The 18,275-nt window shown below is 50.2% G+C and carries 17 protein-coding genes and 1 riboswitch; of the genes, 14 read left to right on the top strand and 3 right to left on the bottom strand.

From position 1 onward, the window contains the following. Positions 1 to 7: 7 nt before the first annotated feature. The 3 genes from KNO90_RS03205 to KNO90_RS03195 all read left to right on the top strand — a co-directional run bounded on the left by KNO90_RS03205 (position 8) and on the right by KNO90_RS03195 (position 3,292). Positions 8 to 1,450 (top strand): carbon starvation CstA family protein, encoded by a 1,443-nt coding sequence (locus KNO90_RS03205; RefSeq protein ID WP_012726873.1) that lies wholly within the window; start codon positions 8 to 10, stop codon positions 1,448 to 1,450. A gap of 95 nt (positions 1,451 to 1,545) precedes the next feature. Continuing rightward, a complete protein-coding gene (gene trhA, locus KNO90_RS03200; protein ID WP_215112978.1) occupies positions 1,546 to 2,217 on the top strand; it encodes a PAQR family membrane homeostasis protein TrhA in 672 nt (223 codons plus the stop codon). 157 nt (positions 2,218 to 2,374) lie between these two features. Next, positions 2,375 to 3,292 (top strand): proline dehydrogenase family protein, encoded by a 918-nt coding sequence (locus KNO90_RS03195; RefSeq protein WP_012726871.1) that lies wholly within the window; start codon positions 2,375 to 2,377, stop codon positions 3,290 to 3,292. 87 nt (positions 3,293 to 3,379) lie between these two features. Here KNO90_RS03195 and KNO90_RS03190 read toward each other — a convergent pair whose 3' ends face one another. Both KNO90_RS03190 and KNO90_RS03185 read right to left on the bottom strand, forming a co-directional pair. Then, positions 3,380 to 3,805 carry a hypothetical protein gene (locus tag KNO90_RS03190; RefSeq protein ID WP_215112977.1) on the bottom strand — a complete coding sequence of 142 codons (426 nt, stop codon included), beginning with the start codon at positions 3,803 to 3,805 and terminating at the stop codon, positions 3,380 to 3,382. 239 nt (positions 3,806 to 4,044) lie between these two features. Further along, positions 4,045 to 4,947 carry an SDR family oxidoreductase gene (locus KNO90_RS03185; protein ID WP_214778016.1) on the bottom strand — a complete coding sequence of 301 codons (903 nt, stop codon included), beginning with the start codon at positions 4,945 to 4,947 and terminating at the stop codon, positions 4,045 to 4,047. 214 nt (positions 4,948 to 5,161) lie between these two features. Between KNO90_RS03185 and KNO90_RS03180 the strand changes: the two genes are divergently transcribed. The 6 genes from KNO90_RS03180 to gcvH all read left to right on the top strand — a co-directional run bounded on the left by KNO90_RS03180 (position 5,162) and on the right by gcvH (position 12,216). Continuing rightward, the gene (locus KNO90_RS03180; protein ID WP_215112976.1) at positions 5,162 to 7,573 is read left to right on the top strand and encodes a 3-hydroxyacyl-CoA dehydrogenase/enoyl-CoA hydratase family protein; all 2,412 of its coding nucleotides are present in this window, start codon (positions 5,162 to 5,164) and stop codon (positions 7,571 to 7,573) included. 18 nt (positions 7,574 to 7,591) lie between these two features. Further along, on the top strand, positions 7,592 to 8,764 hold the full coding sequence (locus tag KNO90_RS03175) for an acetyl-CoA C-acetyltransferase (protein ID WP_012726865.1): 1,173 nt from the start codon (positions 7,592 to 7,594) through the stop codon (positions 8,762 to 8,764). A gap of 13 nt (positions 8,765 to 8,777) precedes the next feature. Beyond that, positions 8,778 to 10,562, top strand: a complete 1,785-nt coding sequence (locus KNO90_RS03170) for an acyl-CoA dehydrogenase family protein (protein ID WP_214741567.1) — start codon at positions 8,778 to 8,780, stop codon at positions 10,560 to 10,562. 89 nt (positions 10,563 to 10,651) lie between these two features. Beyond that, on the top strand, positions 10,652 to 11,383 hold the full coding sequence (locus KNO90_RS03165) for a hypothetical protein (RefSeq protein ID WP_214741565.1): 732 nt from the start codon (positions 10,652 to 10,654) through the stop codon (positions 11,381 to 11,383). Positions 11,384 to 11,430: 47 nt separating this feature from the next. Further along, on the top strand, positions 11,431 to 11,784 hold the full coding sequence (locus KNO90_RS03160) for an arsenate reductase family protein (RefSeq protein WP_214741563.1): 354 nt from the start codon (positions 11,431 to 11,433) through the stop codon (positions 11,782 to 11,784). A gap of 48 nt (positions 11,785 to 11,832) precedes the next feature. Continuing rightward, complete coding sequence (gene gcvH / locus KNO90_RS03155) at positions 11,833 to 12,216, top strand: glycine cleavage system protein GcvH (protein WP_214734688.1); 384 nt, start codon at positions 11,833 to 11,835, stop codon at positions 12,214 to 12,216. 40 nt (positions 12,217 to 12,256) lie between these two features. Here gcvH and KNO90_RS03150 read toward each other — a convergent pair whose 3' ends face one another. Further along, on the bottom strand, positions 12,257 to 13,312 hold the full coding sequence (locus KNO90_RS03150) for a PTS sugar transporter subunit IIC (protein WP_251127311.1): 1,056 nt from the start codon (positions 13,310 to 13,312) through the stop codon (positions 12,257 to 12,259). Positions 13,313 to 13,492: 180 nt separating this feature from the next. Between KNO90_RS03150 and KNO90_RS03145 the strand changes: the two genes are divergently transcribed. The 5 genes from KNO90_RS03145 (at position 13,493) to KNO90_RS03125 (ending at position 18,244) form a co-directional block, all read left to right on the top strand. Next, the gene (locus tag KNO90_RS03145; RefSeq protein ID WP_214742400.1) at positions 13,493 to 13,750 is read left to right on the top strand and encodes a thioredoxin family protein; all 258 of its coding nucleotides are present in this window, start codon (positions 13,493 to 13,495) and stop codon (positions 13,748 to 13,750) included. Between the two features lie 449 nt (positions 13,751 to 14,199). Beyond that, positions 14,200 to 14,306: riboswitch (SAM riboswitch) on the top strand. Between the two features lie 77 nt (positions 14,307 to 14,383). Continuing rightward, complete coding sequence (locus KNO90_RS03140; protein WP_214741558.1) at positions 14,384 to 15,412, top strand: methionine ABC transporter ATP-binding protein; 1,029 nt, start codon at positions 14,384 to 14,386, stop codon at positions 15,410 to 15,412. After that, positions 15,402 to 16,064 (top strand): methionine ABC transporter permease, encoded by a 663-nt coding sequence (locus tag KNO90_RS03135; protein ID WP_214741556.1) that lies wholly within the window; start codon positions 15,402 to 15,404, stop codon positions 16,062 to 16,064. Before KNO90_RS03140 ends, KNO90_RS03135 begins: the two co-directional genes overlap by 11 nt. 30 nt (positions 16,065 to 16,094) lie before the next feature. Next, positions 16,095 to 16,928: a MetQ/NlpA family ABC transporter substrate-binding protein gene (locus KNO90_RS03130; RefSeq protein WP_214741553.1), complete on the top strand. Its 834-nt coding sequence runs from the start codon at positions 16,095 to 16,097 to the stop codon at positions 16,926 to 16,928. Positions 16,929 to 17,029: 101 nt separating this feature from the next. Next, positions 17,030 to 18,244 carry an MDR family MFS transporter gene (locus KNO90_RS03125; protein ID WP_215112975.1) on the top strand — a complete coding sequence of 405 codons (1,215 nt, stop codon included), beginning with the start codon at positions 17,030 to 17,032 and terminating at the stop codon, positions 18,242 to 18,244. The last annotated feature ends 31 nt before the right edge of the window (positions 18,245 to 18,275 follow it).

Genomic DNA, 18,275 nt, shown 5'->3' with positions numbered 1-18,275 from the left:
CTGACAGATGATTACATTCTTCGTCGCACTCGCACTACTTTTGGTCGGGTATTTGGTATATGGTCGTTACGTCGAGAAGACGTTCGGCATCAAGGAAGAGCGGACGACGCCTGCCTATGCGTCTCAGGACGGCATCGACTACGTGCCGATGGGTAAAAAACGGAACTCGATGATTCAATTGCTCAACATTGCCGGTGTCGGACCGATCTTTGGACCGATCATGGGGGCGCTCTATGGACCGGTCGCCTTCCTTTGGATTGTGTTCGGGTCCATCTTTGCCGGAGCGGTACATGACTATTTGACAGGAATGATTTCCCTTCGTAATAACGGGGCACACTTGCCACAACTAGCGGAGAAGTTCCTCGGACGTTCGCTCCGCCATATCGTCAACGGATTCGCACTTTTACTTCTACTTCTTGTCGGGACGGTGTTCGTCACGTCTCCGAGTAACATGATCAACAACTTGTTCGATGGGAACGCATCGACGCTCACCATCGTCATCTTCGCTGTGTTCGCTTACTACATCTTGGCGACGCTTCTCCCGGTCGATAAGATCATCGGGCGCATCTACCCGTTCTTCGGGGCGCTACTTGTCATCAGTGCCATCGGGATCGCGGTCAGCTTGTTCGCACAAGGATACAAGATTCCAGAGATGACATTGACGAACATGCATCCGGACGGCTTACCGATCTGGCCGCTCCTCTTCTTCACGATCTCATGTGGGGCGCTATCTGGTTTCCATGCGACACAGTCACCGATCATTTCGCGGACGACGATGAAAGAAAGCAACGGTCGTGAAATCTTCTACGGCATGATGATTGCCGAAGCGGTCATCGCGATGATTTGGGCTGGAGCGGCGATGGCCATCTTTGAGCCAGGTGAATTACTTGGACTCATCAGTGCGGGCACTCCGGCACTAGTCGTGCAAGAAGTGGCGACACTCATGCTCGGCAGCATCGGCGGCACGCTCGCGATTCTCGGAGTCATCGTCTTACCGATCACGTCAGGGGACACGGCATTCCGTAGCGCACGGATGATCATTGCGGACTACATGTCGATCGCACAGAAGAAGTTCTCGTCACGTCTTTGGATTGCACTTCCACTCTTTGCAATCTCATACGTGCTCACGAATATGGACTTCCAGATGCTTTGGCAATACTTCAACTGGGCGAACCAGACGACGGCGGTCATCGCACTGTTCGTCGGGGCGATGTACCTTTACATTAAAGGGAAAAACCACTACATCGCGCTCCTTCCAGGGACGTTCATGTTGTATGCGGTTTGGTTCTACATTTTGACAGCGCCAATCGGCTTCAAACTGGACGGAGTTCTTCCGTACGTCATCTCGACACTCGGGACGTTGACGCTTCTCGTCTTGTTCCACAAGCGGGCACGCGCGATGCGAGCTGCACAAATGGAATGTGACGTTCCGGTGAAAGAAGTCGCATAATCTCGACACGGGCTAATCGGTAGCCCGTGTTTTTGATTGCGTTCAAATCGGGAAATGTCCATACTAGAAGGAACAGTTACGGAAGGTGGGAGCACATGAAACAAGATCAACTCAAAGAGATGCTCCATGCCGATACGCTCGGGGAAGAGATTGCGAGCGCGGTCACGCACGGCTTAGGAGTCATCTTCAGCATCGTCGCCCTCGTCCTGCTCGTCATGAGCGCGACAGAAAGTGGAAGCACATGGAACGTCACCGCGGTGAGTGTGTTCGGAGTATCGATGATTTTACTCTATCTTTTCTCGACACTCATGCACGCGATTCCGCATCCACGGGCGAAGCGGGTGTTGCAAGTGTTCGACCATGCGGGGATTTACTTACTCATTGCAGGAAGTTATACGCCGTTCGCCCTCGTGACCCTTCACGGGACGCTCGGTTGGACGTTATTCGGGATTGTGTGGGGTGTCGCGATTCTCGGGATTGTGTGGAAACTGTTTTCGACCGGAAAGTACATGTGGGTGTCCAATGTGACATACCTCGCACTTGGCTGGATCTGCATCATCGCCATCCGTCCGTTGTATGAATCACTCGGTCATCAAGGGTTCATGCTTCTCCTCGCAGGAGGGATCGCCTATTCGGTCGGCATCGTGTTTTACGTGTGGCAAAAACTGCCGTTCAACCATGCCATTTGGCACTTGTTCGTCCTAGCGGGAAGTGTGTTCATCTTCCTCAGTATTTTACTCTATGTCGCACCTTCGACAAGCCTATAAGACAGCCGTCCTACGGGTCGTCTGTCTTTTTTGAAAAGTTGGGAAGAAAGTGCTGCAAACGGTTACAAAAATACAGACGAAATGACGTTTGTGTGTCATAATAATTGCAGACATCATCATAGAGATAGATGGGTGTAAAAGTAAGGGGGAAAATCAGATGGAAAAAGTGTTGCGCGATGGATTTATCTACATGTCACAAAACAAAACACTCAACAGTTTGGCAAAGAAATATGGCCTACGATTTGGTGCATCACGCTTTGTAGCAGGAGAAGACTTTAAGGCTTCTGTCCCGACGATTCGCGAATTGAACGCGAAAGGGTTGTCGGTCACGGTCGATCATCTCGGGGAATTTATTAAGACGGTTGAAGAGGCGAATACGAATCGCGACGAGATCATGCGTGCGATTGAAATTATGGCAGAAGAGCAATTAGATGCCTATATGTCACTCAAGCTGACGTCACTCGGATTCGATATCTCGGACGAGTTGATTGAAGACAACATGCGTCAAATCTTGACGGTCGCACAACGAGTCGGGGTCTTTGTGGCCATCGATATGGAAGATGAGCAGCGCTGTGAGAAGACGCTCGAATTGTTCAAAAAGCTGAAGTCTGAATTTGACGGTCTCGGAACGGTCATCCAGTCGTACTTGTACCGCTCAGAAGATGACATCAATCATCTCGCGCCGCTCAAGCCGAACCTTCGTATCGTCAAAGGGGCATATAAAGAGCCGGCGACGGTCGCGTTCCCTGAAAAAGAGGACGTGGACCATAACTACGTGAAGCTCGTCAAACTCCATCTTGCGAACGGGAACTACGCATCCATCGCGACACACGATGACCATATGATTGACGCCATTATCGAGCACGTCAAAGAGAACAACATCCCGCTCGACCAGTTCGAGTTCCAGATGTTATACGGCATCCGCGTCGAGCGTCAACTCGAGCTCGTGCGCCAAGGATACAAAGTCCGTGTCTACGTGCCATACGGTCGTGACTGGTACGGCTACTTCATGCGCCGTCTCGCGGAACGTCCGGCAAACGTGGCGTTCGTGTTAAAAGGCATGGTGAAGAAATGAGAAAAGCACGAACGTCCGTCGAGGACGTTCGTGCTTTTTGATGTATAGATCACGTCGATGCGTTCGGTCATCTAACTACCGGAGGTGTTACGATTTCTTGTTCTCGTCCTCGCTTACCCAAAAATCTGGACCGATTTGATCGGACAGCCAAAAGAACAGTTCTTGATGTTCTTCTGGATGCACATCACGTAGAGCACCTGGATTGAATATATACTGTTTATTTTGAATGAAATCTTCTCGGATGAAATCAGTCATATGGTACGGACCATATCCGTAGGAAGTATTTACGTCAGGCGGAGGATTTTCTTCCATTCGAATAGACATATGTGTTTGCGCTAAAAATGTAAACATTCGCGCAAGGGCGAGATAGCCTTCAGCGTTGCCGACGAAGTTGACGCCTGATTCATTCAAATTGATTTCCATCTTAGCATCATGGTCAAAATGCGGGTCGAACTCTAAAATATCTTCGTCGTGCTCTTCGTCATGCGCATCATCATTGTATGAGTTTGTCATTGACTAGCCTCCATATTTACCTATTTGTCATTAGTATACTTGGTGTACGACGTAGATGGTCATGTTATTTTTCAGTGGTCCGTCGGCGCCCTGACTCATGCAGGAAAGCAATCCAACGAAGACCCCGCAGTGCCGGGAACGGCGCGAGGAGGCTTCAGGATTGCCTGCTGAAAGCATGGGCGCCGAAAGGACGCACTGCACAAAAAGAAGACTCAGCTACAAACTGAGTCTTCGATCAATTATCCATTAATCACGGTACCACCGTTTACGTGAATGACTTGACCACTGACATACGTCGAGTCATCGCTTGCGAGATAGACGTATGCTGGTGCGAGTTCTGCCGGTTGCCCCGGCCGTTTCATACCGGAAGAGTCCCCGAACGATTTCACTTTCTCCGCATCGAACGTTGACGGGATGAGCGGCGTCCAAATCGGTCCCGGGGCGACCCCGTTGACGCGAATCTTCTTGTCCGCCAAGTTTTTGGCGAGCGAGCGGGTGAATGCCGTGATGGCACCTTTCGTCGACGCATAGTCAATTAATTGGTCGTTTCCTTCATAGGCCGTGATTGAGGTCGTATTGATGATGCTCGCGCCTTCTTTTAAGTAAGGGAGCGCTGCTTTCGTTAAGTAGAACATGCTGAAGATATTCGTGCGGAACGTCTTCTCGAGTTGATCGTCCGAAATGTCGAGGAGCGATTCCTGTGGATGCTGCTCGGCTGCGTTGTTGACGAGGATGTCGATCCGGCCGAACGTCTCGAGCGTCTCTTCGACGACTCGTTGACAAAAAGAAGATTCTCCGAGGTCGCCTTGAAGTAATAGACAGGCTTGACCTAAGTCCTCAATCCGTTCTTTCGTCGCTTCCGCATCCTCGAGTTCGTTTTGGTCCTTATATACGATGACGGAGTTCGCACCTTCGTGGGCGAAAAAGATGGCGACCGACTTTCCGATTCCAGAATCCCCACCGGTGATGATGGCGACCTTATCTTTTAACTTGTCACTTCCTTTATAATCTTCCCGTTCATAGATGGGGAAGGGTTCCATTTTCGAATCGATTCCCGGTTGGTGTGCCTGTTCTTGTGCCTTCTTTTTGAATGCCTCAAAATCTTTTCGACTGCCTACGGTGTTCAGACGATTATCGCGCATGTATACATTCCCCTTTCTGAATTTGACTCTTTTTGTCTATACCACACCCATTGAAAACTAATCGCTCATTCAAAAAATGGAATGAAATTGAAAAATGAACGCTTGCGAATGAATGTTCATTCATTTATGATAGAAGAGTAAACACGATGGTGATTGCGATTTTTTTTACGCGTGAAATGAATCACTATTCATTCTCATTTTAGGGGGGAACACTATGACGAGTCACATCGAACAATCAACCGACCTCCGTTTGACGAACTCAATTCGTTTTGCGGTCGTCATCGGTTCAGGAGTAATGGGGGCGGGGATTGCGGCTCACTTGGCGAACGCGGGGATTCGTTCGCTCATGCTCGACATCGTACCACGTGAATTGACAGCTAAAGAGGAAGCGAAAGGGTTGACGCTCGAGTCACCAGAAGTACGCAATCGCATCGCCTCAGAAAACCGTCAAAAACTATTGAAACAAAATCCAGCACCACTCGCGACAGCCGATCATCTCAACTTCATCGAAGTCGGAAACTTAGAAGATGACTTAGAGCGTTTGAAAGAAGCGGATTGGGTCATCGAAGTCGTCGTCGAACGTCTTGATGTGAAGCAACAACTCTTCGAGAAGATTGCACCTTACATCCGTGAAGATGCGATTCTCAGCTCGAACACGTCAGGGATCTCCATCGAAGCGATGGCAAGTGCCCTTCCGGAAGGATTGAAATCACGCTTCCTCGGCACACACTTCTTCAACCCACCACGTTACTTGAAGTTGCTCGAACTCATCCCGACGGAGAAAACAGCCCGTCCGGTCATCGACTTCATGTCACGTTTCGCGGAAGACCGTCTTGGAAAAGGTGTCGTCGAAGCAAAAGACACACCGAACTTCATCGGGAACCGTATCGGGACGTATGGTCTTCTCGTCACGTTTGAAGAGATGCTCAAACAAAACGCTTCAATCGGAGAGATGGACTCGATCACAGGTCCACTCATCGGTCGTCCGAAATCGGCGACATTCCGCACACTCGATGTCGTCGGAATCGACACGTTCGTCCACGTGGCGGGTAACGTCTACGAGACGCTCGAAGCTGGGGAAGAGAAGGACACGTTCGACGTCCCTTCAGAAATGAAGCAACTCGTCGAAAAAGGCTGGATCGGACAAAAGGCCGGTCAAGGCTTCTATAAGAAAGAAGGCAAGGTCATCCAGGAGTTGAACCTTCAGACGTTCGAATACGAACAATTGAAAGCGATTACAGGTCCTGAACTCGATCAAATCAAGTCACTTCCTGGCTCAAAAGCGAAATTGAAAGGTGCCATCTTGAACAAAGGTCGCGTCGGACAATTGCTCTGGCCAATCACGGCGAAGACGCTCGCTTACTCGGCACGTCTCACTGGTGAGATTGCCGATACGATTGTTGCGATTGACGATGCGATGAAGTGGGGCTTTGGTTGGAAATTCGGACCGTTCGAGATGTGGGATGCCCTCGGTGTGGAGAAATCAGTCGAGCGTATGAAAGCGGAAGGCTATGACGTCCCGGCATGGATCGATGAGATGCTTGCTGCAGGCAATACGTCATTCTACAAGGGAGACCAGTATTACGATAAAGCGTCGAAGACGTATGTTGAGAAGACCGTCAACCCGAAAGAATTGAAACTCAAACCGCTCGCAAAATCAAACGGCATCATCCTAGAGAACGGTGGGGCACGCCTCGTCGATATCGGCGATGACGTCGTCGCACTCGAATTTACATCACCAAACAACGCGATCGGTGTCGACATCATGCAGATGATCGAACAGTCAATCGACCGCGTCGAGCAAGACTTCAAAGGAATGGTCCTTGCCAACGACGGCAAGAACTTCTGTGTCGGTGCAAACCTTGCGATGATGCTCATGGAAGCCGAAGACGAGAACTGGTTCGAACTCGATTGGATCATCAACAAGTTCCAACAAGTCGTTCAAAAGATTCGTTATTCAAGTCGTCCGGTCGTTGCTGCACCGTACGGTATGACGCTCGGTGGTGGAACGGAAATCAGCTTACCGGCAGCCCGTATGCAAGCCGCACTTGAGACATACATGGGTCTTGTCGAAGTCGGTGTCGGCCTCATCCCTGGTGGGGGCGGAAACGTCAACACGTACCGTCGACTCCTTGAGCAGACACCAAAATCGATGCAAAATATCGAGAAGGCTGCGCAACAGACGTTCGAGAACATCGCGATGGCGAAAGTATCGAAGTCGGCATTTGATGCGAAAGCACTCGGTTACCATCGTGCGGTCGACGGCATCTCGATGAACCGCGATCACTTGACGTTCGATGCGAAACAAACGGTCCTTGAACTGGCTGACGGGTACACGGCACCGGTTCGTGAGAAGTTACCGGTCGTCGGTCAAACAGGTAAAGCGACGCTCGAACTCGCGGCGTACGAAATGTTCTACGGTGGTTATATTTCAGAGCACGATTTGAAGATTGCGAAGAAACTCGCACACGTCATCAGTGGTGGCGACTTGGCATACGGTACGCTCGTCGATGAGCAGTACTTCCTTGACATCGAACGCGAAGCTTTCTTAAGCCTCATCGGAGAGCCGAAGTCACAACAACGGATGCAACACATGCTCGTGAAAGGCAAACCACTACGGAACTGATAAAGGGGGACAATACAGATGAGGGAAGCAGTCATCGTAGCCGGCGCACGGACGCCGGTCGGAAAAGCAAAACGCGGATCGTTCCGTAACGTTCGTTCGGACGAGCTCGCGGGATATGCCATCAAGGCAACGCTTGAGCGTTCAGGATATAAAGGCCCGATTGATGACGTCATCATGGGTTGTGCGATGCCAGAAGCGGAGCAAGGGATGAACATCGCTCGCTATGCGGCGGTCCGGGGGGGACTGTCGCACGAAGTTCCAGCGATCACCATCAACCGCTACTGCTCGTCAGGCCTTCAAGCCATCGCGGACGCGGCGGCCAAAATCATGATCGGTCAAGCGACGGCAATCATCGCCGGCGGTATGGAATCGATGAGCCAAGTGCCGATGGGTGGTCACGTCATCCGTCCAAACCCACATATCATGGAGACGGCACCAGAGTACTACATGAGTATGGGGCATACGGCAGAACGTGTCGCAGCTGAATACAACATCTCGCGCGAAGACCAAGATGCATTTGCCATCAACAGTCACCAAAAGGCGGCGGCAGCCATCGCTGGTGGCAAGTTCCAGGAAGAAATCGTTCCTGTGACGGTCATCGAGCACGTACTCGGTGAAGACGGGAAAGTCGCGGAAGTGGAGAAAGTCGTCAAGCATGACGAAGGTGTCCGCGCCGATTCGACAATCGAAGCGCTCGGTAAACTTCGCCCGGCTTTCAAAATTAAAGGGTCGGTCACGGCGGGTAACGCTTCACAAGTATCCGACGGAGCAGCAGCAGTTCTCGTCATGGACCGTGAAGAAGCAGAACGCCAAGGGTTGCAACCGATGGCCAAGTTCCTCTCGTTCGCGGTCGGCGGTGTCCGTCCGGAAGTGATGGGAATCGGACCAGTCGTCGCCATTCCGAAAGCACTCGAGATGGCTGGCGTGAAGTTAGAAGAAGTCGGATTGTTCGAGTTGAACGAAGCGTTCGCGAGTCAGTCACTCGGTGTCATCCGTGAACTCGGCATCGATCCATCGAAAGTGAACGTGAACGGCGGCGCCATCGCCCTCGGTCACCCACTCGGATGTACTGGAGCAAAACTCTCTGTTTCGATCTTGCATGAGATGAAACGACGCAATGAGAAGTATGGGGTTGTCACGATGTGTATCGGCGGCGGAATGGGCGCGGCTGGTGTCTTCGAATTACTTTAAGGGGGAATCGGATATGGAACGTACAGAACATGAATTGATTAAAGGCGGTAGCTTTGTCATTGACGCACTCGACGCAGAGCGTCTCTTCACACCAGAGGATTTCTCAGATGAGCATAAGATGATTGGGGACACGACGGCTGGATTCGTCGATGACCGCGTCATGCCAGTTCTCGAGCGCATCGAGAAACACGAGTTCGACCTCTCTGTCGAATTGTTGAAAGAAGCGGGCGAGCTCGGTCTTCTCGGAGCAGACGTTCCAGAAGAGTACGGCGGTTACCAACTCGATAAAATCTCATCTTCGATCATCACGGAGCGCTTCGCGAAAGCACGTTCGTTCGCACTCAGCTACGGCGCACACGTCGGGATTGGGACGCTTCCGATCGTCTTCTTCGGATCAGAAGAGCAAAAGCACAAATACTTGCCAAAACTCGCGACAGGCGAATGGATCGCGGCTTACGCCCTCACTGAGCCAGGCTCAGGGTCTGACGCCCTCGGTGCGAAAACGACAGCTGTCTTGAACGAAGCGGGCACGCACTACGTCTTGAACGGTGAGAAACAATGGATCACAAACGCTGGCTTCGCAAACGTCTTCGTCGTCTACGCGAAAATCGATGGCGACAAGTTCAGTGCCTTCATCGTCGAGCGTGACTTCAAAGGAGTCTCAACAGGCGCAGAAGAGCAGAAGATGGGAATCAAGGGCTCGTCGACACGTACGCTCATCCTTGAAGATGTCGAAGTACCAGTCGACAACCTTCTCGGTGAAGTCGGAAAAGGTCACGTCATCGCCTTCAACATCTTGAACGTCGGTCGTTACAAACTCGCAGTCGGAGCAGTCGGTTCATCAAAACGTGCGTTCGACCTCTCGGTTCAATATGCGAACGAGCGTAAACAGTTCAAGACACCGATCAGCCAATTCCCACTCATCCAAGAGAAGTTGGCGACGATGGCAGCGAACATCTATGCGATGGAAAGTTCAGTCTATCGTACGGGCGGCTTGTTCCAAGATAGCTTGGACGCACTTGGTGACGAGAACATGCGTGACGGATCAAAAGTCGCACAAGCGATCGCAGAATATGCGATCGAATGCTCACTCAACAAAGTATTCGCTTCTGAAACGTTCGACTACGTTGTCGACGAAGCCGTCCAGATTCATGGTGGATACGGATTCATGGCAGAGTATGAAGTCGAGAACCTCTACCGTGACTCGCGCATCAACCGCATCTTCGAAGGAACGAACGAAATCAACCGTTTGATCGTCCCAGGTACGCTCCTCAAGAAAGCGATGAAAGGTGAATTGCCGCTCCTCGCAGAAGCACAAAAACTTCAAAAAGAGCTCATGAGCTATATGCCACAAGAATTGGATGGCTCACCGCTCGCTCGCGAGAAGATGCTCCTTTCGAACATGAAGAAGATCAACTTGATGGTCGCAGGTACGGCTGTCCAGAAGTATCAACAAGACCTTCAAAACGAACAAGAAATCTTGGCGAAGATTGCAGACATGATCAGTGCCATCTATGCGCTTGAAGCAGCCATCGCTCGTACAGACAAAGCGATTGGACGCACAGGCGAAGAGAAGAACACGCTCAAAGTCCGCTATACAGAAATCTTTGCGGAGCAAGTATTCAAACAAGTCGAACTCATGGCGAAAGAAGTGTTGTACGCAGCGGCGTCTGGCGACGAGCAGCGTATGCTTCTCTCGGCAATGAAGAAGTTCAGCCGCTATCAGCCGATCAACGTGATCGGGACGAAGCGCGAAGTCGCAGCGAGCCTTATCAAAGCGAACAAGTTTATCGTCTAATCAAATGGACAGAAAGGGTGGACCGGACGCGGTCGACCCTTTCTTTTTTTGAGCTCTGCCACGTACAATAGAGACGAGGGGGAGAGACGATGACAAAACGAGATGTATTACTCGACCGGATGGAACGAATTGGGGAATCGGTCGCCGCACATGAAGGAACGCTTATGTTGCTTGCACTAGGTTCGATCGGACAAGAGACGGAGCGGTTGGATGAGTATTCAGACCTCGATTTCTTTTTGATTGTCGAGGATGGGCAGAAGGCGCGCTTTATCGACCGACTCGACTGGCTCGAGGTCGAACCGCTTCACTATCAGTTCCAAAACACGAGAGACGGACATAAGATCATGTATCATGACGGCATTTATGGTGAGTTCGCCGTGTTTGAACTGCACGAACTGGCGACCATCGCCTATACGCCAGGACGTGTCGTCTGGCGACGTGACGAGGCGCTTGAGGTATTTGCAACACCACATCTTGCAATCTCCCGTGAAGCAGCGGCTTATTATTTTGAAGAAGCGTTGACGAACCTATACGTCGGCTTACTACGGGAACGCCGTGGTGAGACGCTCGCCGGATTCGAACTCATTCAGGTCGCGGCCGTTCAGAACGTGTTGAAGGCGATGGGGGAACAAGGGGATCCATTCAATCCGACACGTCGGGTCGAGTCGAGACATCCAAAAATGATTTCTTTCCTGTTGTGCGGGGTATTAGGATATGGCAAGTCAGGCGTCGCGGCAGCGGCAATCTTACGTTTTATCGAAGCGAGGTATGAAGTGAATGCGACGATGAAGCGAGAGATTGAACGGTTACTTGAGACGTGAATAGAATTCTCTAGATATGCTACATTGAAGAGAGAGGTGATGAATAGATGGTGACACTATATGGCTATCCACCATGCAGTACATGTAAAAAAGCAGAAAAGTGGTTGAAGGAACAAGGCATCGAGTATACATATGTCCATATCGTCGAATCGACGCCGACGAAAGAGGAACTCGCGGAATTGTGGAGACAATCAGGTCTACCGCTCAAAAAGTTCTTTAACACGAGCGGGCAAGTCTATCGGAACGAAGGGATCAAGGACAAGCTACCAAATCTATCAGAAGACGAACAACTTGAGCTATTAGTGAGCAATGGTATGCTTTTGAAGCGACCAATCGTCACAAACGGCGAAAAAACGACCGTCGGATTTTCAGAAAAGTCCTTTACGGACGTTTGGGGCTAAGTGCTATAATACAGATGTGAGTCTAATTTATTTGAGGGGGAAGTTAGGATGAGCAAAGTACCAGCAAATTTACATTATTCAAAAGAACATGAGTGGGTAGAAGTGAACGGAACGAAAGCCCGCATCGGCATCACGGATTTCGCACAAAGCGAACTAGGGGATATCGTGTTTGTCGAACTCCCAGAAGTCGATGGTACGATTTTGCTCGACGAGCCATTCGGTTCAGTCGAATCAGTGAAGACGGTCTCTGAGTTGTATGCACCAGTATCAGGTCGCATCACGGCAGTGAACGAGGACCTCGCGGATTCTCCAGAACTCGTCAACGAGTCACCGTTTGAAAACGCATGGATGATCGAAGTCGAGTTGACGGAAGAGTCAGACCTCGACAAACTCATGTCTGCAGAAGAATACGAAGCGATGATTCAAGGATAAGTAAAACCGGCCTCTCCATTGGAGAAGCCGGCTTTTTTGTTTACTCGAAATCGAGACGGTAATGATCCGATTGGACGAGCGTCGCCCGTTCAAACACACGATAGAAGAAAATTCCGAGTGCGACCGGAATGAGTCCGAACAAGACGATGACGAGCAGGACGTTGAAGAGAGCGAATCCACCTGGCATGAGATGAAGGGCGTTCACCGGACCGATAAGTCCTGACACTCCGAACCCGGCGCTAATAGGCGTTCCCTCAATTTTTAGGATTCCTGCGAGCGCACCGAGAATCGCCGCATTCGCTAAAATAGGAAGCATCATGATGGGACGTCGGACAAAATTCGCCATCTGAATTTTCGGAGACCCGAGGAAATGGGCAATCGATGTGCCGGTCGCGTTCGCCTGCCATCCGGCGATGGCCAGACCGAATCCAGCGGCGACGACGCCAAGGTTCGCCGCACCCGCCGCAACACCGGACAAGCTGATGGCTGTTGCAATCCCGACAGTCGAGATCGGTGAGACGATGATGAGTGAGAACGCCATGGCGATCAAGATCCCCATGAGCACCGGTTGAAGGTCAGTCATCGTCATGATGAGTAGACCGATATACGTCGTGATCTGTGAGATGTACGTCAACAAGAAGGCCCCGATGCCTCCTGCAACGACAATGATGGTCATCGGCATAACAATGACCGTATACGTCTTCAAGTGGGGAGCGAGCTTCATGACAAGAAGCGTAGCAATCGCAGCGGTCACACCGGCTGTGATCACGTCACCGATGCCCGCCATCACGAACGCCCCTTCGTCGATTCGAACGGCGCCACTACCGACATACGTTGCAATCGCAATCGTTCCTGCCTCTAAAATCGATCGTCCGAACTGCATGGCGACTGCAAGACCGATTATGGCCGGGAGGAGTCGCATCGCAATCGTCGTCGCATCCAATATGAATTGAAGAGAAGGAAAATACGGAAGTATGGCTTTCGTTAATTCGCCGAGCAACGCGCTCGGGATGAGGGCAATCAGAATCGCCATGCTGAGACCGTTTAAGACGTTCATCGTGAACTGTTTCATCGTACCTGTAGCTTGTTCCGTCATCATTCATTCACCTGTCCTTCTTCTTTACTGTTATGTACAAAAGCAATAAAGTTAGAACCCATATTATTCCTCTCTCTAGAAAGAGTCAAGTGAATCATTGAAAAATTCTGAAATTTTACGAGAGCACGATTTTTGAACGGGACTCGATCGATGATTATAATGACAAGAGAGGTGAGGAAAATGATTACAGACGGATTCTTATATATATACGCCCCGATGTGTGGTACATGCGCTGTGGCAGAAAAAATGTTGACGGTTGTCGAAGCGGTCGACCCTGAAATTAAAATTGAAAAGCGCGATGCGAACTATATCCCAAAGGAACTTGAAGCTTATCAAGTGATGAGCGTCCCAGCGTTATTAAAGCTTGATAATGGCGAGGTTCGGGATCGTCTTTATGCCTTTCAGAACGTGCAACACGTCCTCTCTTTCGTGAAGTGAGAGAGGAACATTAGAATAATCTGAAAATTTTAAATAATCAGTTGACACAGAAAGTTCACGAATGGTATATTCATTACAACATCTTACTTGAACACAAAATAGGACGCGATTTTCCCGATATCAAGACGTTTTGGCGAAGCCGCTGCTACCTTTATACGAATACACGTCAGTCTTCCCTTCGATTGTCCCCCAAAAAAATCAAGCGAAGATAGATGTTCCGTATAATCGCACGGTCCAAGTCAAGATCGAGTGATGATTGGTGAATCTCCCCCATGTAAGGATGTAAATCTTGAACGGGCAAAAGATTTACATCTATGGGCTGTCCTTCCGTGACTCAAGGTGCTACGTTCTGTGTCGTCCTCGGACGGCACCTTTTTTTATTTTTTTGAAAAAAGGGTTTGACAGCAGAAAAAGCTGTCGCTATGATAAAGCTAATCGAATACACAACACTCTTATCAAGAGAGGCTGAGGGACTGGCCCTATGACGCCCAGCAACCGCGGAGCAATCCGAAATGGTGCTAATTCCAGCAAGGTGAGAAACCTTGACAGATGAGAGCAATCGTTGTCCGTACGATAAAGTGCGCACGTTTGCTCAAACGTGCGCGCTTTTTTTGTTGTCAGGAGGGAAAGGTATTGATTCAATTACGAAACGTCGCCAAATGGTTCGATACGAAAAATGGTCGTGTCCAGGCGGTCGATGATGTATCACTAACGATTGATCGCGGTGAAATTTTTGGAATAATCGGATATTCGGGGGCGGGAAAATCGACGCTCATCCGATTACTCAACCGTCTCGAGTCACCGTCAAGCGGTGAAATCGAGGTCGCCGGGAGTGAGCTCACGAAGCTTAGCCCGAAAGAACTACGAGGAGTTCGCAAGAACGTCTCGATGGTTTTCCAGCACTTTAACCTTCTGTGGTCGCGCACGGTCGCAGAAAACATTAGTTTCCCACTCGAACTGATCGGGGTACCGGCAAGTGAGCGGAAACGACGCGTCCAGGAACTCGTCGAGCTCGTTGGCTTGGCTGGTCGCGAGGATAGCTATCCATCGCAATTATCGGGCGGTCAAAAACAGCGAGTCGGGATTGCCCGCGCGCTCGCTACGAATCCAGAGGTTCTCCTCTGTGACGAAGCGACAAGCGCGCTCGACCCGAAGACGACGGATTCGATTCTCGAACTGCTCGTCAGCATCAATAAGAAGCTCGGATTGACGATTGTCCTCATCACACATGAGATGCACGTCATCCAAAAAATCTGTCACCGCGTCGCCGTGATGGAAGCCGGAAAAGTCGTCGAGACGGGTCAAGTCTCTGACGTGTTCCAACATCCGGAACAACCGATCACGAAAGAATTCGTTAAACAAATCGGAGCGGTGGATGACATGTCGCTTACGTTCGAACACTTAAAAGAACGGTATCCGAGCGGTCAAATCGTCAAATTGAAATTCTTGAACGAGACGGCAGAACAACCAATTTTGTCTGACGTCCTCAAAACGCATGACATCGGATTCAACATCATCGGCGGAAACGTGACCCAGTCACAGGTAGGTGCGCTCGGTACGCTATTCATCCAACTGATTGGGGAAGCAAGTGAAATCGAACGTGCCATCACGTCGATTCGTTCGCAATCCGTAGAAGTGGAGGTGGAAAGCGATGTTTCCTAACGTAGACTGGCAAATCATGATGGAACAGACCTGGGAGACACTCTATATGACGCTCGTCGCAGGTGTGGCGACGTTTGTGATCGGACTCGCTTTAGGGTTGATTCTCTATATTACAAACGAATCACTTTTATTGAAGAATCGTCCGATTTACGTTTTTGTCAGCGCGGTCGTCAACGTGTTCCGTTCGATCCCGTTCATCATTTTAATTATCTTACTCATCCCATTTACGTTGTTCCTACTCGGTACGATGCTCGGTTCGACGGCGGCGCTTCCAGCGCTCATCATTGGAGCGGCACCGTTTTACGCCCGTATGGTCGAACTTGCGCTTCGTGAAGTCGACCGTGGGGTCATCGAGGCGGCCGAGTCAATGGGAGCGACGAAATGGCAGATCATCTATAAAGTCTTGATTCCGGAAGCTCTTCCGGCAATCGTGTCGGGACTCACGGTGACAATCGTGGCAATCGTCGGTTATACGGCGATGGCGGGAGTTGTCGGCGGTGGTGGACTCGGGAACTTGGCCTTCTTAGAAGGATTCCAACGTTCACAAAACGACGTCACGTTCGTGGCGACGGTGTTCATCTTGATCATCGTGTTCGTCATCCAATTTATCGGTGACCGACTTGTCACGAAGATTGATAAACGTTCAGCATAATTACACATATACCATTTGGAGGGATTCATAATGAAAACTTGGAAAACAGTACTCGGATTGACGGCATTATCAGCATTCACAGTTCTCGCGGCTTGCGGCGGGGAAGAGGCAGAAACAGGTTCTGGCGATGACAAAACATTGATCGTCGGTGCGTCAAACGTACCGCACGCTGAGATTTTAGAGCACGTACAAGAAGAATATGAAGCAAAAGGATACAAGCTTGAAATCAAGAAGTTCCAAGACTATGTGCTTCCGAACAAAACGCTTGCGAGCGGGGAACTCGATGCGAACTACTTCCAACACGAGCCATACCTCAAGTCACAAATGGCTGAGAACAAGGACTACAAATTCGCATCAGCAGGTGGCGTGCACATCGAGCCGATTGGTGTCTACTCACAAAAATACAAATCGCTCGACGAACTTCCTAAAGGGGCAGAAATCATCATGAGCTCATCAGTGGCTGACCACGGACGCATCCTCACGATGCTTCAATCAGAGGGTCTCATCACACTTGCGGAAGGTAAAACAGTCGATGCGACAGTCGCTGACATCGTCGACAACCCGAAAGACTTGAAGTTCAAAACAGATGTGGAAGCAGCACTTCTTCCGACGGCATTCAAGAACGGAGAAGGTGATGCGGTCCTCATCAACACGAACTATGCAATCGATGCAGGTCTCAACCCACTTGAAGATGCGATTGCACTCGAAGGAGAAGATTCACCATACGTCAACTTGATCGTTACACGTGAAGGGGACGAAGACGACGAGCGCGTCAAAGCACTCCTCGAAGTATTGACGTCTGAAGAGACACAACAGTGGATCTTGGATGAATACAAAGGTGCGGTCGTACCGGTCAAACAATAAGTCATCTCGACCCAGGAGACTTCCTCCTGGGTCTTTTTTTGTCTAGTGTTCTTTCATAAAGAGAAGTACACTACATATATGAAAGAAAAGGGGGGATTTGGATGAAGCTCAGACAGATTCATCCACTGACGTGGGGCGTCCTTTTTGGGACGTTTTTTGCACGACTGGCGACGTTTTTTGTCATGCCATTTTTTGCGATCTATCTGGCCACGCTCGGCTTTTCAGCGAGTGTGATCGGAACGATCTTTGCCGTGACGGCACTTTCAGGTCTGTTCATGAGTTTCTTCGGGGGAACACTCTCTGACCGGTATGGGCGGAAACAGCTCATGTTGATCGGGATCGTGCTCAATGCCGTCACCTTCGCAGGACTTGCGCTTGCGACGGAACTGTTTTGGTTTTACATGCTATCGATATTGATGGGGATGTCACGGTCTTTCTTAGAACCGGCTTCACGTGCGCTCATCAGTGACACGACGAAGGCAGACCAACGGGTCATCGTCTATAACGTCCGTTACTTTATGATCAATATCGCCGCGGCTATCGGTCCACTCTTGGCGGTTGTTTTGTCACTCACCGGTGTAAAGACCGCGTTCTTCGTTGTGACGGCTGTCTACATATTATATGGAATCATTATATCCATCTTATTTTATAAGTATCCGTTTGAAGAAGGAGATGGGGTCAAAGTACGCCCGCGCTTGACGGAGACGTTTCGGGTCCTGCGGGACGACCGGACGTTTCGGGCGGTCATTATTGGGATGATCTTTGCGATTATCGGCTACAGTCAGTTCAATTCGACGCTCCCGCAATTCATCGCGTTACGCGACGGACTTGAGGATGGTTCGAGATTGTTCGCCTATTTATTGACGACAAACGCCATCACGGTCCTCGTCGTCCAATATCCGATCATGCGTTTCGGGATTCGAGTCTCCCCGATCAAGTCACTTTTCTTCGGCATTTCGACGTTGTCATTTGGACTTTTGCTCATCGGATTTGCGACGGTGGAGTGGGTACTCTTTGTCGCAATGGCCATCTTTACGGTCGGAGAAGTACTGATGTTCACGATGACGGACGTTTTGACAGATGAACTCGCGCCAGAACATTTACGGGGGACGTATTTCGGGGCGATGGGATTAACGTCACTCGGACAGACAATCGGACCGATTATCGGGGGTGTATTACTCGATACATTCGGCCAGTCTTCGCTTCCTGTATTCGGAAGTTTGGCAATTTTGACGGGGTGCGGTGCCTTCTTCTTTGCGGCTGCCGTACGGGAGCGGAAAGCCGTCCTCGCAATCATTGAAGAGAATGCCGGATAATGTCTTGATTTCCTACTATTAGCATTCTCAA

The organism is Exiguobacterium sp. s63 (assembly GCF_018617335.1).
Taxonomy (GTDB): domain Bacteria; phylum Bacillota; class Bacilli; order Exiguobacteriales; family Exiguobacteriaceae; genus Exiguobacterium.
The sequence above is the reverse complement of the archived record's forward strand: the minus strand, read 5'-3'. Positions and strand labels throughout refer to the sequence as shown.

What these genes read in the sequence shown, in the direction of transcription:
- KNO90_RS03190 (WP_215112977.1), bottom strand. Translation starts at nt 3,805, where the DNA reads ATGACAAACTCATACAATGATGATGCGCATGACGAAGAGCACGACGAA.
- KNO90_RS03195 (WP_012726871.1), top strand. Translation starts at nt 2,375, where the DNA reads ATGGAAAAAGTGTTGCGCGATGGATTTATCTACATGTCACAAAACAAA.
- KNO90_RS03180 (WP_215112976.1), top strand. Translation starts at nt 5,162, where the DNA reads ATGACGAGTCACATCGAACAATCAACCGACCTCCGTTTGACGAACTCA.
- KNO90_RS03175 (WP_012726865.1), top strand. Translation starts at nt 7,592, where the DNA reads ATGAGGGAAGCAGTCATCGTAGCCGGCGCACGGACGCCGGTCGGAAAA.
- KNO90_RS03205 (WP_012726873.1), top strand. Translation starts at nt 8, where the DNA reads ATGATTACATTCTTCGTCGCACTCGCACTACTTTTGGTCGGGTATTTG.
- KNO90_RS03170 (WP_214741567.1), top strand. Translation starts at nt 8,778, where the DNA reads ATGGAACGTACAGAACATGAATTGATTAAAGGCGGTAGCTTTGTCATT.
- gcvH (WP_214734688.1), top strand. Translation starts at nt 11,833, where the DNA reads ATGAGCAAAGTACCAGCAAATTTACATTATTCAAAAGAACATGAGTGG.
- trhA (WP_215112978.1), top strand. Translation starts at nt 1,546, where the DNA reads ATGAAACAAGATCAACTCAAAGAGATGCTCCATGCCGATACGCTCGGG.
- KNO90_RS03135 (WP_214741556.1), top strand. Translation starts at nt 15,402, where the DNA reads ATGTTTCCTAACGTAGACTGGCAAATCATGATGGAACAGACCTGGGAG.
- KNO90_RS03150 (WP_251127311.1), bottom strand. Translation starts at nt 13,312, where the DNA reads ATGACGGAACAAGCTACAGGTACGATGAAACAGTTCACGATGAACGTC.
- KNO90_RS03125 (WP_215112975.1), top strand. Translation starts at nt 17,030, where the DNA reads ATGAAGCTCAGACAGATTCATCCACTGACGTGGGGCGTCCTTTTTGGG.
- KNO90_RS03145 (WP_214742400.1), top strand. Translation starts at nt 13,493, where the DNA reads ATGATTACAGACGGATTCTTATATATATACGCCCCGATGTGTGGTACA.
- KNO90_RS03160 (WP_214741563.1), top strand. Translation starts at nt 11,431, where the DNA reads ATGGTGACACTATATGGCTATCCACCATGCAGTACATGTAAAAAAGCA.
- KNO90_RS03130 (WP_214741553.1), top strand. Translation starts at nt 16,095, where the DNA reads ATGAAAACTTGGAAAACAGTACTCGGATTGACGGCATTATCAGCATTC.
- KNO90_RS03165 (WP_214741565.1), top strand. Translation starts at nt 10,652, where the DNA reads ATGACAAAACGAGATGTATTACTCGACCGGATGGAACGAATTGGGGAA.
- KNO90_RS03185 (WP_214778016.1), bottom strand. Translation starts at nt 4,947, where the DNA reads ATGCGCGATAATCGTCTGAACACCGTAGGCAGTCGAAAAGATTTTGAG.